Genomic DNA, 13,316 nt, shown 5'->3' with positions numbered 1-13,316 from the left:
ATGACGCCGGTGCTGTAAGAAAAGAATTGTTATTTAGATCAGAAAGAATGTGAGGACGTGATGGCTGACAAACTCCGGGTTCTGTTCGTTTGCGCAAAAAATGACGTTCGCTCACTGATGGCGGAGGCGCTACTTAGGCACAGTGATTGCGAACACTTCGAAGCCTTGAGCGCGGGTCTTGTGGCCAGTGAAGTTGACCCCCGCACGCTGGAGTCTCTCGATCACGTCGGCATCGACACCACGGGGTTACGCAGTAAAGCCATCGATGAGTTTGAGGGGCAACCGTTCCATTATGTGATCACGCTGTGTGACAAGTCGTCCGAAGAGGCTTCGCGGATACCCACCGCCGGCGAAGTGATCGTGTGGAATTTCGAGGACCCCGTCACCAGTGAAAAGCATGATCCCTTCCGTCATGCCATTCAGGAAATCCACGATCGCATCAAAATGTTCATCACTGTGAAGACCCGGTAGTGATGCTCGAGTATCAGTGCTGACCAAGACGCAGAACCTGTGGGAGCGTGGCTTGCCCGCGAAGAACGATGACGCGTAGTACTTGAAAAACCGCGGTGCATTCTTCGCGGGCAAGCCACGCTCCCACAGGATTTTCGTCGCTCAAATTTCTTAACTTACCGGCATCAGGCTGATGAGGCCGGGTTTTTTGGTTGAGTGTTGCGATAAAGCCACTCATTCATGCAGCACGATTCTGAATCAGACGATCCGAACCACCTTCAGCGACGCGGTTCTCGATCAAACGATCCGAACCACCTTCAGCGACGCGATTCTCGATCAGGCGATCGGAACCACCTTCAGCGACGCGGTTCTCGATCAAACGATCCGAACCACCTTCAGCGACGCGATTCTCGATCAGGCGATCGGAACCACCTTCAGCAACACGGTTTTCAATCAGGCGATCTGAACCACCTTCAGCCAAACGGCTTTCAATCAGACGATCCGAACCGCCTTCAGCGACGACCGGGTGAGCAGAGGAAGCGGCGAAAGCGTTAACTGCAAAAACCGAGAAAGCGATGCTGAGGAGGATTTGGCGTTTCATGATGGTGTGCTCCGGGGTGTTATTGGTTGGGTATGGAGCGGATGTTACGCCGGGGATTTTTTATGAGAACTTCATTGGCGTGATGGTGACTATCGATGCCAACAATGGTTGAAACGTAGTGGGCACATACCACGTCCACGACCATGTGAGGCATGCAGGTTTACACGAACAGGTCGTAGGACAGTTTGCCGATCAGGATCACCAGCAACACCAGGAACAGAGCCCGGACAAAGGGCACGCCTTTATGAACCGCCAGCCAGGTGCCGGTCAGCGCGCCGAGGATGTTGAATGCTGCCATGGGGATTGCGATCAGGTAGAGCACGTTACCCGTCGGAATGAAGAATATCAGCGCCGCTACGTTGGTCGCGATGTTCACCAGCTTGGCCGACGCCGAGGCATGAAGGAAGTCGAAGGCGAAGCAACGGATAAACAGGAAGATCAGGAAGCTGCCAGTACCGGGACCGAACAGTCCGTCGTAGAAGCCAATGGCACCGCCGATGACGATCGCCAGCAGTTTTTCCTTGGTGCCGATGCGCATGGGTTTGTGCAGGGCGCCGAAGTCCTTTTTCCAGAAGGTGTAGATCGCCATCAGCACGATCAATACCAGCACCGCCGGCCGGATCATCGACTGGGGCACGAACGACACCGTGGCCGCTCCGAAGAAGGCCATGACAAAGGCCGCACAGGCGGCGGGGATCACCAGACCCCAGTCGATCACTACCTTGCGCACGAAGGACCGGGCCGCGAATGCGGTGCCGCAGGCTGACGCGACCTTGTTGGTACCCAGCAGCGCCGCCGGTTGTGCCGTGGGTAGCACGTTGAATAGCGCGGGTATCTGGATCAATCCACCGCCGCCCACTGCCGCATCGATCAGGCCGGCGGCGAAGGCGAACACGCAAAGGATGACTATATCGATCATGAAATCAGGCTCTGGCGATGAAAGGGTGGGGTCCAGTGGTTTCTACGTGTTTCATAGCGCCCAAATCAGGGTCAGTTGGTCGCACCCTGCCGCCACCCGTAAAGCCTCAATTGAGTCGTCGAGAGATGGGGTCAATCGTTCTGCTCCTTAATCAAAGTGAACCAGACCACGCCAACGCCACGGATCTTTGCCATATTTCGGGCAAAGCGCCCATCGGCGCTGCAGCGCATTCCGCGAAGCTCGTGCCCAAACTGCAGCGATAACAGCTCGACATTTCGTTGATCGACGAAAATTTTGTTATCGGCAAGCACCAACGCCTTAATTGCAATTCCCGCCTCACGCATGTCGCGAGTCAGGGCATTGAAGGCTGCCAGTTTTGCGGAAAACTCTTCGGTGAGAATGCTCAACGGCTCAGCCCCATCTTGGGTTTGGCCGCACTGGCGCCATGGGAAGTGACCCCCATGGAGATCAGGATGCTCCGAAAGCGCGGGCTCATATCAGGGTTAATGGATGTTAAATCCCGGCTTCATCCTTCGGTTGAGCAGGTCTTGGCGTAACCGCCTTAACCCCATCATCAATCACCGCCTTACCCATTGCCGTTAAATCATGCGCTGCCCAGGCATGTCGGTCGGTGTCTCTTGCGAAAGCTGCGTCTGCTTGCTCGGTCATCTTTGTTCCTGTTACTTACATCCTTGTGAGTTGAGCGGGAAGGTTAACGGAAGCGCTTTTTTTGTGTTGCAATGCCACGTTGTGAAAAGTGCAATGAGGTGATCAGTGGCATTGAATATGTTGGGGGAACTTGAAGCCTTCGCGACGGTAGCTCGCAAGCGCAGCTTCATCGCGGCGGCACGTACGCTGGGGCGCTCCCCCAGCGCGCTGACCCGTGCCGTTCAAGCCCTTGAGGAAAGTGTCGGGGTCAAGTTGTTCAATCGCTCGTCCAATACCGTGAGCTTGACCGAGGCGGGTGAGCGCTTGATGCCTCACGCTTACAAAATGCTGGATCTGCAACGTGAGGCGGATGAAGACCTGGCCGGCCTCAGCGGCCTGGCCTACGGCTGGATCCGCTTTTCCGCCCCCGAGTTCCTCGGCCACGGGGTATTGCCCCGGTTGATCGCGCAGTACAGCGAGCGTTATCCAGACGTGAACGTGGATGTGATTTTCACCGATGAAACCATCGACCCGGCCAAGAGCAAGCTGGACTTCTCGATTCGCGGCGCGTTTGCGCAATCCAGTGACCTGATCGGCTATCCGCTCTGGAACTACTCACGTTACCTGTATGCCAGCCCCGGGTACCTGGAGCGGCGCGGGATACCCGACTCCATTGAGGCGCTGGAGGCGCACTCGCTGATCCTGCATACGGCGCCGCGGATTCTCAAGGAGTGGAATTTTCGCAGTGAGGAGCACGCCGTCAGCTTTCGGGTTCATCCAAAGTTTCGTTTCAGCTCCGGTTTGGCGGTGTTCCAGGCGGCCCAGGCGGGCGTTGGGATCGCCCGCTTGGCGGACTGGATGGCGGAGCCTGAAGTGGAAGCGGGGCGCTTGCTACGGGTCTGTCCCGAGTACAAACTCACCTCCAGCAGCGGTGAGAGCCCGCAGATGCACGCGGTGTACCCGGCCGGGAGTCTGCCGCTGCGAGTGAAGTCATTGTTGGAGATGATCCGTGGCTTTGGCGACAGCCTTGGTCGAAAGCATGCGGTGACGCTTTAGGCGGCTGGACGCTGACTCTCAATCAGTGTGATAGCCGCCTGAGGCCAGGTCACCCATGAGCGTTTTTTGGCAGCTTCGCAATCGCCGCACTGCACAAGCCTTGGCTTCCCACACATCACTCATCGGTTAAATCAATCAGTCCTTTTTCATCATTGCGATACATTGAAGGCGCGGTAGAGGCCGCATTGTCCCACGTCAGCAGTATCTGGGTGATGGCCGCATCAATGACCTCATACTGCGTGTTATCCCGAGCGAGGATGGAAATGCCCTGCAGGAAACTGTCGAACACCGTAGCCATCGCGGGTGCGTGAATATTGCCCGGCAACTGACCGGCACTGACACCTCGCTCAACACACGCCAAAATCCCCGCGCGAGTGTGGGCGCGAGATTGGGTCAGGGCATCGACTATCCGAGCATTCTCCGGGCTGGGCGCGCTCATCACGCCGAGGGACACCATGCAGCCCTTGGGATGGCCGTCTTCACACTGCATGCGCGCTGATTGGCGCAGCGCGGTCTCGATGGCTTGGCGTGGCGGAAGGCTCTCGTCCCACAGGCATTCGGTGACTTGGGCGAACGTCGCCAGGTAACGTTGCACACACTCATCAAACAACGCTTCCTTGGAACCGAACGCCGCGTAAAAACTCGGCGCGGAAATTCCGCCACCCAAACTGGCTTTCAACTGAGCGAGGGAGGTCGCGTCGTAGCCGTGTTGCCAGAACAGGTGCAAGGCCTGTTCCACCGCGTGGTCACGGTCGAAGGTACGGGGGCGGCCCATTTGCGCCATTTCAAAACTCCTCTGGAGACGAGATAAATACTAGTCGATACATAAGTCGTTGACAACGAGCGCTGCCTGCCCTCAACATTTATATCGATCGGTATTTAAGTCTGAAGTCCTCACTCAAGGAGTCTCCCCGTGACACCCTCAATCACCTTATCGGCAGCGCCGGACCGCCTGCCCATCGGCGCCTTGCTCGCCCTGGCCATGACCGGCTTCATCTGCATCGTCACTGAAACCTTGCCCGCCGGCCTGTTGCCGATGATCAGTGCAGGCCTGGCGATTTCCCCCTCCATGGCTGGCCAGATGGTCACCGCCTACGCCCTGGGTTCAGTGCTGGCGGTCATCCCCATGACCATCGCCACCCGTGGTTGGCGCCGTCGTAACGTGCTGCTGCTGACTATCGTCGGTTTCCTGCTGTTCAACTCCATCACCGCGCTGTCATCCCACTACGGCGTGATCCTGGTGGCGCGCTTCTTCGCCGGCGTCGCGGCGGGGTTGGCCTGGAGCCTGTTGGCCGGCTACGCCCGACGCATGGTCGCGCCCCATCAACAGGGCAAGGCGCTGGCCCTGGCCATGGTCGGCACACCGATTGCCCTGTCTCTGGGCGTGCCACTTGGCACTTGGTTGGGCGGCCTGGTGGGTTGGCGCACCACCTTCGGCATCATGTCGGCCCTGACCCTGGTGCTGATCGCCTGGGTACTGGTGAAAGTCCCTGACTACCCACCCCAAGCCGCGCATCAGCGCATGTCGCTGCGCACAGTGCTGACCACGCCGGGCGTGCGCCCTGTGTTGGCGGTGGTGATCAGCTGGATGCTGGCACACAACGTTCTCTACACCTACATCGCACCGTTCGTGGCGCCGGCGGGGTTGGGGGATCGGGTGGATTTGGTGTTGTTGGTGTTTGGTATTGCGGCGTTGGTGGGGATTTGGGTGACTGCCAAACTGGTTGAGCCGTTGTTGCGCAAGACTGTGTTGGTGAGCTTGGCGGCGTTTGCGGCGGTTTCCGTGGTGTTTGGCTTTTTGAGTAGCGTGCCTGAGGTGATCTACATCGGCATGCTGGTTTGGGGGGTGAGCTTCGGCGGGGCTGCGACGTTGCTGCAAACGGCGCTGGCGGATGCGGCGGGGGATGGGGCGGATGTGGCGTTGTCGTTAAATGTGGTGGCTTGGAATAGTGCGATTGCGGGGAGTGGGGTGGTGGGTGGGGTGCTGCTGGATAGGTGGGGCGTCGCCTCTTTTCCGTGGGCAATGGTGGTGTTGGTGGGGGTGGGGTTTGCGATTGTCTGGGGGGCTAGGGTTCACGGCTTCAAATCGGGCCCGCGTGCGGTTGGCAGGCCTGCGGTGGCGGGGCACTGAACCGCAGAAAAGCCAAAGAATGGTTCTGGATGGGGGGCTCGGGCGATCCAGTTGATGCGTACCAAGGCGTTCACATTGGAGCTTTCAAAAAACGTTGCTCATGATCAGGATCAGGCAAAAGGCACGTGTCGTATTTGCCGAAGAGCCGATAGCGATTCAACGCAATGCGATCGTATGCCCAATCTCGAAGCTTGCGTGGGAAGCTGCGCAAAAGGTTCAACGGATGCCAAGGGACGGGCAGCAAGGCGATGACTTCAAAAAAAGCATCCGAACGCACCCAATAGTGTCGGTCGCGGATCACGGCCATGGTGTCGAATTGATGCAAAGGCAAACCTGCCCAAGCAAGCAGCGCCTGCCCCTCGGGCGACTGTATTGCCGCCAACCGAACGCGCCGGTGGCGGTCATGGCGGATCAAGAACCTCGCCCAGCCATTGCACAGCTTACATACGCCGTCGAACAAGAGCACCGTCTCGCCTTGCTTGAGCAACGGCGCGGGTGAGGGGTGAGTTTGAGATGCTGGCATAAACATGGGTCCGATGGGCCTCGTTATCCGGATCATACTCGCGCGGTAGAGTTGAAGTCTGCTTTTGGCCCAGAGTGTGTAAAAACGGCCACCACCTTCTACGAGGATCCCACCATGCGCAACTACACCCTGGAATACCTGTTCAACGGCGAACCTCGCACACACATGTTCGAATTCGAGCAACCTCAACTGCCTGTCCATGAGGCGGCGATGCATCTGTTACAGCTGCATTTTGGGGATGGTGAGAACAGCCTGATCATGCCCACTGCGGACGCGACACCGGCGGAGATTTTAGAGCAGGCTGAGCGGGTAGGGCTGACGCAGATAAAAGTCGTCGATTAACCCGGTTGATGCGAGGTATTGCGTATAAAATTCCGGGTAGATCAGCAGGCATGCCGACAATGTGGGCTAGAAGCTAGAATCCGGAGGCTGGATGATTGCAGGCAACGATTCATATTTTTGTCCAGTTTGTGGATACGCTGAGCTTGAAGAGCCTCCATACGACGAGTTTGGTTGCTCTTCGTTTGGCATATGTCCGTCCTGTGGTACGCAATTTGGCTACGACGACGCGACATCTGCTCACGCTGACATGCGGAAAATATGGATCTCTAAAGGGATGCTTTGGTGGAGCAACGCTCAAACGCCGCCGAGTGGTTGGGACCCTGTAAGGCAACTACAGGCGGTCGAACTGCCCTCGCAAGGTGCTAAAGCAACATTCTCAACGAGTGCTTTTGGCCGATTGCTGTCTGATGCGAAGGACTGCTCCTGACCCAAAGCAGCCCCTTATGCAGTCGTGTCCCATGCCCGGGATTGCGCGTTATTCCGCCGCCGTGAGCGTGTTGACCTGGACTATGAGCGTTGAAGTATCGGCGGTTTCCACGAACAGGTCATAGGCCTCCAGGTAGAGGTATGCATTGCTTGTCTTCAGCGCGTTATTGGTGGCGCAAGTAACCTTGCGGGCCATGCCTTGCAGTGAGGCGACTGTTTGTGTGGCAGGAAGGGATTCACCTACCGAACACTCAAATTTCTGCACGAATGGTTTGCCATTGCTCTGAGTGAAATGTTTGCTGTAGGCGATAACACTCCCCGGTTTGAGTTTTTGCCAATCGCCATCCAGGTCGATGTTCGTGAGGGCGCTTTGCTGATTGGTTTTGCCCGTGAGCTCAGTGCTGCTTATCGCGGCAAGTTCGATCAGCCCGCGCCAGCGCAGGCTCACACGCTGGTTGCCCAGTGCCCCCGTCGCTTGCTCGCGCCATATGCCGCGGGCCGGACCCGATTGCAAATACAAGTCCATTGGATGGTCGTTGACCACGGCGCGCGGCACGAGCGGGGAGCTAGCGTTGTAAGTGAACTGCAAATGGCTGAGCGTGTGGGTCGGTTGTCCCTGAGGCAGGGCGCTGACCTGTGCCAACAATGTCGCCGGTAGCTCCGGTGTACGCATGTCCGGCGGTAATTTTTGACGAGTGACGGGTGTGGCGAGTTTTGCCAGATTGGCGGGGTCGGCGCACACAGCGCCAATCAGCCGGGCGCGTTGCTCTTTGTCCAATGCGCTGTCAATTGACTGAACGGGCGGCGGCAGTAAAACCTGATCGCCTAAACGATAAGCCAGGCGGGTGTTGGCCTGGCGGATAGCACAGTCGACCTCGACACGCTCGAACTGGCGACCGTAGGGCTTCCCTTCGCTTTCGTCCAGACGGGTTCGCCCAAAGTCGATGCCCGCCCAGATCGAACGTCGGGAGTTCTCGATGGCCAGGGTGCCCGGGTCCAATAACAAGAGGTCTTCGCTGTCACCGGGAAGCTGCTTCCAAGCGCTGTCCCGGACCGCGTGGCACATCTGCTGAGCGATGTTCCGCGCCGTGTCCGCTGGCAGAGCATAAGGACTGCTCCACTTCTTTGCGTCTCGATAATCCATGGCTAATGTCAACGAACCGCAGGCCGCGAAAAGCCGGGCCTGGGTGGCTGGCTCGGTGCCTTCAGCCGGTACGTCAACCATCACCAACGCAGTTTGGGAGAGTCTGAAAGTGCTATCCAGTGGCAGCGGCCGGGATTGTACCCGGGTCGCCATGGCTCGATTTTTCGCCTCGCGCTCGGCAGCCTCGCGCTTATAGTAGTCGGCCATTCCGTTGCCTTGCAGGGCACAACCCGTCAGGGTCACAGCGATGGCGGCGCCCGCCAGGCGAAATAGAATATTCACTGCAAACAGCTCCTTGGCACACCCGGAATTCATCGCTTTAGCGGGCGCGTGCTTTGTAGGGTAATTGAAGTTTTGACGTTATTTGCGGCGTGGCCGAGACAGTGTCCCGTGGTAGTCGGAGGCCAAGAAATATCGAGGAAATTGCATTCCGAGTTTGTGTGGGGAACTCATGGACGGTCTTTCGTCGGTATCTGAGTCACGAGCCCATCTGAATCGGCTTAACAATCAAAAACTTTAGGGTGGGGAAGAGGGCGAACCTCAAAAGAGACTTCTCTGTTCTCTCCCTGGCGGACGGGCAACGATTCTACCTACTTACGTTCAAGCTTCAGCCAGAGCCGCCGACAATGACTGTTTGCCATTTTAAATTCGGCTAACGGCTCCCGCCTGTAATACTCAATGGACGACCTCCGATGCTCAAATGCTTACTACCACTTGTTGTTGTCTTGTCCCTGGCTGGCTGCTCAAGCAATTCGCAAAGCCAATACATAGATCAGGTCCAGTCCAGCAATACACCAATCGCTCATTCATTTCAGGAAGCCATTCACCAGTCACCGATCACTCCACTGCCGATCAATCGTGGCCTGTTCCCGGTGCGATGGGAGATCAGCCCAGCAGAGCCACGCATTGTCATGGGGACGCAGCAAGGCAACTACCGACTGTTCAACTTCCGTTTGCTCAAGGGCCAGACCTACGTGATCAACGTCAGCTCAATGTGCAACAACATGTGCATGGGGTTTGCGAAAAGTGCCCTGAAACCCAAAGCAGTGGTGCTCGATGCTCAAGGTAATATCGTGGCGGATAATTTGGTCGGCTCCAATGCTCTGGCAATTGAATGGTCCGGCGTCGCGCCCGCCGATGGCACCTACTTTTTGCTGATCGCTGCGGATAACCGAGCTTCGGGGGAGCAGGTTGCAGTCATCAATACACCGATAGCAGGGTATCCAGGTGTGAATATGCCGATAGGTATGACAAGTGCGCCGTTCGGCAAAGTCATTGCTTACGTCGAGTTTCCGAACGAACCATAAGAGGGGCATGAGCCAATGCCGGCACTTTACCCTGCCTCTCTCACCTAGCATGATGGGCCGCTCGCACCAATGCCAAAGGTGCCGGACTTTCGTGGTGAATAGGAACTGCAGTTGAACGAACAGACATTGTCCATGCGCCTGGAGCGCGTGGCGGCGCATGTGCCAGCCGGTGCACGCCTGGCCGATATCGGCTCGGATCACGGCTACCTGCCGGTGGCGTTGATGCGCCGTGGCGCCATCGCGACGGCGGTGGCCGGCGAGGTGGCATTGACGCCGTTCCGCTCGGCCGAACGCACCGTGCGCGAGAACGGCCAAGACCTGCGGATCACCGTGCGCCTGGCCAATGGCCTGGCGGCGATCGAGCCGGGCGACGGGATCACGGCGATCAGCATCTGCGGCATGGGCGGTGAGACGATCCGCGACATCCTCGACAGCGGCAAGCCGTGCCTGAGTGGCCAGGAGCGCCTGATCCTGCAGCCCATCGGCGGCGAGCAGCCACTGCGCCAATGGCTGATGGAAAATGACTACCGCATCCTCTGCGAGGAAGTGCTGCGGGAAAACCGTTTCTACTACGAAATCATCGTCGCCGAGCGCGCCGGGCCGGTGATGTACACCGCCGAGGAGCTGTACTTCGGCCCGCTGCAGATGCAGGCACGCAGCCCGGCGTTCCTGGACAAGTGGCAGCGCATGCTGCGCCAGAAGCAGAAGACCCTGGTCAGCTTCTCCCGGGCGCGGCAGGTCGTGCCCGAGGAGAAGGTGCAAGACATCGCCCGGCAGGCCCGGTGGATCACCGAGCTGCTGGCTTGAGCACTGCGATTATCTTGGGGCGCTTGGTTCAGGACTACGCTAAAGCTATGCGCATCGTCGATCAATTGCGAGCCACTGTTCGCGCTGCATCCGTCCCTGGAGCGCCCAATGCCACCCATCACCATGCGCCTGGTGGCGCTGTTTGTTCTTTGCCTGACGCTTGAAGTGCCAGCCCAGACCAACGCCTGCCCAGCTGGTGAGAAAGAAGTGTGCCTGGACGGCTGCATCTGCCTGCCAGACGTGGGACCGCTGCTCGGTCCCCTGCCTGACGGCATCTACCAGATCGCGGCACCTGCCCTGGCGCTGTGGCTGACCCAAGCCCGCGCTGACGCAGCCGGCGCCGGCATCCAACCGATTCCTCCAAACATCCGCGAGCATCTGCTGCGCTGGTACGACCCCGGCGTCCTCGATGCCGCGCGCTACAAAGTTAGCGACAACGGCCAATTCAACGCCGCCACTGCCATGCTGCAAAACCCTGATGTTGGTGCCGTGACGCTGATCGACATCATCCTCTTCCGGGACGCTCAAACCGCAGAACACAACATCGCGCTCTGGGCTCACGAGTTAAAGCATGTGCAGCAGTATCAGGAATGGGGGGTAGAAGGATTTGCCCAGCGGTATACACAAGACTTCAATGCTGTGGAGGCGCCGGCTTACGCCATACAGGCTGAGGTCAGGCGGTGGGTGCGCGAAGGGCTTACTGAAGAGTAGCGACACTGCCTGTCGCTGATGCCTCAAGAGCGGCGACAAGATCCTCGGTGTGGATTTTCATGCTTGGCTCAAGTGGACAGGGAGGGCGTTTCATTCACGATGCATCGTCCATGAGCGACCGGCCCCCGTTGCGCGAACTACAGAGTGGCTAGGGCGAGCAAGCCCAACACCGGCCAGATATACGAATGCAATCGCACTGACGACAAGGTTGGACGCTGACCGTGTGCAGCCGATCGCAACTGGCTGCTTCTGGCCGAGAGCTTCCTCTGGCTTTCACACTTGAGCAGGCGCCTGTATCTCATAAATGCGGGGCATCTGTGTCTACCGAAAGGATCACTGGATGGGTACGGTCCACAGACACCCTTTAATTGATGAGGCAACCATGTACCTAACTGCTGTTCCCTTTGGTACGACCGATTGGTCGACTGTCGAACCTCTGGAGTATGTTGGACAGACGGGTACCGCCTATTGGCGAACCTGCCAGTTTGGTTCGACGCGTGTGCGGATGGTTGAATACAGTCCTGGCTATCTGGCCGATCACTGGTGCTGGAGAGGTCATATCCTGTTGTGCCTGGAAGGCGAGTTACACACGGAGTTGGAGGATGGTCGTCAGTTCACACTCACCGCGGGGATGAGCTATCAGGTGGGCAGCAACGCTGAGGGGCATCGATCTTTCAGCACTACGGGTGCCAAGTTGTTCGTAGTGGATTAACGCTGGAATTGACCGCTATCGACCCCATAACTGCCGGTCAACATCGACAGAAATCGGCCGCATGCATCAGTCGCTATCGCAAAGGTTAACGAATCAGAATACCCGGACTTACAGCAAACCAATCGTATGTCTGAAAAAGGTGAGGCAATTGGAATTAAAGTTCAGCCACGTGGATGTCCTCGTCGAAGACCTCGAGGAAGCGTGCAGGTATTACGCCCGAGTCTTCAGCGCCAGGATTTCCAAGATACTTGATTGGCAGCGCGATGGCTTGCATGTGCGCTATGCGATCGTCATGTTTGGAACGGAGCGCCTAATGTTGGTGCAACCGTTTACCGGAAACCTCAAGGCGCTGATGGACTCCAACGGCGAAGGCACGATCTACCGTCACTGTTATTCCACGCCAGACATCGAGGCCGCCTACGACGAATTGATCGATGCAGGAGTCCAGCCGGAAAATGAGAACGGAAAACCACTGTCTCGCGATAATCTGCAATCGCCCAGTGGGACACGCATCATTTGGTTACCGAAACGCTTTGGGCATTTTTCGATTGAGTTGCTTGAAGAGAAAGAGCTGGAGGCATTTATCAAGGATGCGTTTGCCGAGGAACCTGCACAAATCTTCTAAACGTTCTTTTCCATTGCGCGGTAATTTAGTCATCCGCACAGATCAACGCTGAACCATTACCGATGGAGCCTTCCGTGGATAGACGCAACTGGATTGAGCTGTCCCAGGACGCCGATACCGGGATTGAATCGATTCGTGCCCATTTTCAGGGGCATGCCTACGATCCGCATTGGCATGACAGTTTTCTGGTGGGTGTCACCGAGCAGGGAGTGCAGCAGTTCAATTGCCGGCGCGTTCGCCACCTCAGTACGCCGGGCAAGGTATTCATGCTGGAACCGGGGGAAATCCACGATGGGCATGCGCCGACCGAGGAGGGGTTTACCTATTCGATGCTCTACCTCGATCCACACTGGCTGGAGCGGGAGTTGCACGCGTTGTTCGAGCACGCGCCGGCCAACAGTCAGCCGGGTTTTGCCGACACCCTGAGCCAGGATCCGCGCCTGGCCACTGCCATTTTTCAAGCCTTCCACGCGCTCCATGAGGGCGACTTGCGCATTGTGCGCCAGAGCGCCATCGACACCTTGTTGGGGGCGCTCACTGGCCACCTTGATTGGCGCAAGCGTCAGGCCTTTGATCCGCGCCTGCCATTGGTGGCCCAGGTTGCGCGTGACTATTTGCATGCCCATGTCTACGAAGACATCGGGCTGGATGATCTGGCCCAAGCCTGTGGGGTTGATCGCTTTCGCCTGACGCGGGCCTTCAAGGCAGCCTTTGGGCTGGCGCCTCATGCTTATTTGATCCAGCTGCGCCTGGCCAAGGCGCGACAGTTGCTGGCGCGGGGCGAGTCGCCGGCCCAGGTGGCCAGTGCGCTTGGGTTCGCCGATCAAAGCCATATGGGGCGCTGGTTCCGCCGTGCCTACCAGCTCACACCCGCGGATTACCGCAAGCGCTGCTCAAACCTTCCAGACTGAATC

The 13,316-nt window shown here is 57.9% G+C and carries 16 protein-coding genes and 1 pseudogene; 10 read left to right on the top strand and 7 right to left on the bottom strand.

Annotated elements, in window-relative coordinates; all coding sequences use genetic code 11:
- The first annotated feature begins 60 nt into the window (after nucleotides 1-60).
- Nucleotides 61-471 (top strand): arsenate reductase ArsC, encoded by a 411-nt coding sequence (locus F6R97_RS05755; RefSeq protein WP_048397225.1) that lies wholly within the window; start codon nucleotides 61-63, stop codon nucleotides 469-471.
- Between the two features lie 217 nt (nucleotides 472-688).
- Here the strand turns inward: F6R97_RS05755 and F6R97_RS05750 are convergent, their stop codons facing one another.
- The 4 genes and pseudogenes from F6R97_RS05750 to F6R97_RS05735 form a co-directional block, all read right to left on the bottom strand.
- Nucleotides 689-1,051 carry a hypothetical protein gene (locus F6R97_RS05750; protein ID WP_315866226.1) on the bottom strand — a complete coding sequence of 121 codons (363 nt, stop codon included), beginning with the start codon at nucleotides 1,049-1,051 and terminating at the stop codon, nucleotides 689-691.
- A 160-nt stretch (nucleotides 1,052-1,211) separates the two neighbouring features.
- Nucleotides 1,212-1,970: a sulfite exporter TauE/SafE family protein gene (locus F6R97_RS05745; RefSeq protein WP_038982726.1), complete on the bottom strand. Its 759-nt coding sequence runs from the start codon at nucleotides 1,968-1,970 to the stop codon at nucleotides 1,212-1,214.
- Between the two features lie 131 nt (nucleotides 1,971-2,101).
- On the bottom strand, nucleotides 2,102-2,377 hold the full coding sequence (locus F6R97_RS05740) for a hypothetical protein (RefSeq protein ID WP_048397221.1): 276 nt from the start codon (nucleotides 2,375-2,377) through the stop codon (nucleotides 2,102-2,104).
- A 106-nt stretch (nucleotides 2,378-2,483) separates the two neighbouring features.
- Nucleotides 2,484-2,624, bottom strand: a pseudogene (locus tag F6R97_RS05735) (DUF3077 domain-containing protein); the annotation flags it as partial.
- A gap of 120 nt (nucleotides 2,625-2,744) precedes the next feature.
- Between F6R97_RS05735 and F6R97_RS05730 the strand changes: the two are divergent.
- Nucleotides 2,745-3,674, top strand: coding sequence for a LysR family transcriptional regulator (locus tag F6R97_RS05730; protein WP_038982725.1), 930 nt, complete (start codon nucleotides 2,745-2,747; stop codon nucleotides 3,672-3,674).
- 115 nt (nucleotides 3,675-3,789) lie between these two features.
- On the opposite strand, the gene F6R97_RS05725 is transcribed toward F6R97_RS05730, so the two are convergent.
- The gene (locus F6R97_RS05725) at nucleotides 3,790-4,458 is read right to left on the bottom strand and encodes a TetR/AcrR family transcriptional regulator (protein WP_050683397.1); all 669 of its coding nucleotides are present in this window, start codon (nucleotides 4,456-4,458) and stop codon (nucleotides 3,790-3,792) included.
- 129 nt (nucleotides 4,459-4,587) lie between these two features.
- On the opposite strand from F6R97_RS05725, the gene F6R97_RS05720 reads away from it, so the two are divergent.
- Nucleotides 4,588-5,805, top strand: a complete 1,218-nt coding sequence (locus F6R97_RS05720) for an MFS transporter (RefSeq protein ID WP_050683396.1) — start codon at nucleotides 4,588-4,590, stop codon at nucleotides 5,803-5,805.
- 70 nt (nucleotides 5,806-5,875) lie between these two features.
- On the opposite strand, the gene F6R97_RS05715 is transcribed toward F6R97_RS05720, so the two are convergent.
- Complete coding sequence (locus tag F6R97_RS05715) at nucleotides 5,876-6,328, bottom strand: thiol-disulfide oxidoreductase DCC family protein (protein WP_080772164.1); 453 nt, start codon at nucleotides 6,326-6,328, stop codon at nucleotides 5,876-5,878.
- 114 nt (nucleotides 6,329-6,442) lie between these two features.
- On the opposite strand from F6R97_RS05715, the gene F6R97_RS05710 reads away from it, so the two are divergent.
- Nucleotides 6,443-6,670, top strand: coding sequence for a hypothetical protein (locus F6R97_RS05710; RefSeq protein WP_315866225.1), 228 nt, complete (start codon nucleotides 6,443-6,445; stop codon nucleotides 6,668-6,670).
- A 475-nt stretch (nucleotides 6,671-7,145) separates the two neighbouring features.
- On the opposite strand, the gene F6R97_RS05705 is transcribed toward F6R97_RS05710, so the two are convergent.
- On the bottom strand, nucleotides 7,146-8,522 hold the full coding sequence (locus tag F6R97_RS05705; RefSeq protein WP_315866224.1) for a hypothetical protein: 1,377 nt from the start codon (nucleotides 8,520-8,522) through the stop codon (nucleotides 7,146-7,148).
- A 410-nt stretch (nucleotides 8,523-8,932) separates the two neighbouring features.
- On the opposite strand from F6R97_RS05705, the gene F6R97_RS05700 reads away from it, so the two are divergent.
- The 6 genes from F6R97_RS05700 (at nucleotide 8,933) to F6R97_RS05675 (ending at nucleotide 13,313) form a co-directional block, all read left to right on the top strand.
- Nucleotides 8,933-9,547, top strand: coding sequence for a hypothetical protein (locus tag F6R97_RS05700; protein WP_315866223.1), 615 nt, complete (start codon nucleotides 8,933-8,935; stop codon nucleotides 9,545-9,547).
- Nucleotides 9,548-9,658: 111 nt separating this feature from the next.
- Nucleotides 9,659-10,354 (top strand): tRNA (adenine(22)-N(1))-methyltransferase, encoded by a 696-nt coding sequence (locus tag F6R97_RS05695; RefSeq protein ID WP_038982721.1) that lies wholly within the window; start codon nucleotides 9,659-9,661, stop codon nucleotides 10,352-10,354.
- Between the two features lie 108 nt (nucleotides 10,355-10,462).
- Entirely contained in the window at nucleotides 10,463-11,065 is a 603-nt protein-coding gene (locus F6R97_RS05690) for a DUF4157 domain-containing protein (protein ID WP_315866222.1), read from the top strand.
- A gap of 382 nt (nucleotides 11,066-11,447) precedes the next feature.
- Entirely contained in the window at nucleotides 11,448-11,777 is a 330-nt protein-coding gene (locus F6R97_RS05685; RefSeq protein ID WP_038983683.1) for a DHCW motif cupin fold protein, read from the top strand.
- Nucleotides 11,778-11,925: 148 nt separating this feature from the next.
- Complete coding sequence (locus tag F6R97_RS05680; RefSeq protein ID WP_315866221.1) at nucleotides 11,926-12,402, top strand: VOC family protein; 477 nt, start codon at nucleotides 11,926-11,928, stop codon at nucleotides 12,400-12,402.
- A 74-nt stretch (nucleotides 12,403-12,476) separates the two neighbouring features.
- Nucleotides 12,477-13,313: an AraC family transcriptional regulator gene (locus F6R97_RS05675; RefSeq protein ID WP_038982714.1), complete on the top strand. Its 837-nt coding sequence runs from the start codon at nucleotides 12,477-12,479 to the stop codon at nucleotides 13,311-13,313.
- Nucleotides 13,314-13,316: the final 3 nt, after the last annotated feature.

Origin of the sequence: Pseudomonas sp. JV414, assembly GCF_032424305.1 — a bacterium.
GTDB classification, from domain to species: domain Bacteria; phylum Pseudomonadota; class Gammaproteobacteria; order Pseudomonadales; family Pseudomonadaceae; genus Aquipseudomonas; species Aquipseudomonas lini.
Note: the sequence above shows the minus strand (reverse complement) of the source record. Positions and strands in the feature narration are given on the sequence as shown.

Coding starts and splice junctions, on each gene's coding strand:
- F6R97_RS05755 (WP_048397225.1), top strand. CDS start 61: ATGGCTGACAAACTCCGGGTTCTGTTCGTTTGCGCAAAAAATGACGTT.
- F6R97_RS05750 (WP_315866226.1), bottom strand. CDS start 1,051: ATGAAACGCCAAATCCTCCTCAGCATCGCTTTCTCGGTTTTTGCAGTT.
- F6R97_RS05745 (WP_038982726.1), bottom strand. CDS start 1,970: ATGATCGATATAGTCATCCTTTGCGTGTTCGCCTTCGCCGCCGGCCTG.
- F6R97_RS05725 (WP_050683397.1), bottom strand. CDS start 4,458: ATGGCGCAAATGGGCCGCCCCCGTACCTTCGACCGTGACCACGCGGTG.
- F6R97_RS05715 (WP_080772164.1), bottom strand. CDS start 6,328: ATGCCAGCATCTCAAACTCACCCCTCACCCGCGCCGTTGCTCAAGCAA.
- F6R97_RS05710 (WP_315866225.1), top strand. CDS start 6,443: ATGCGCAACTACACCCTGGAATACCTGTTCAACGGCGAACCTCGCACA.
- F6R97_RS05700 (WP_315866223.1), top strand. CDS start 8,933: ATGCTCAAATGCTTACTACCACTTGTTGTTGTCTTGTCCCTGGCTGGC.
- F6R97_RS05690 (WP_315866222.1), top strand. CDS start 10,463: ATGCCACCCATCACCATGCGCCTGGTGGCGCTGTTTGTTCTTTGCCTG.
- F6R97_RS05685 (WP_038983683.1), top strand. CDS start 11,448: ATGTACCTAACTGCTGTTCCCTTTGGTACGACCGATTGGTCGACTGTC.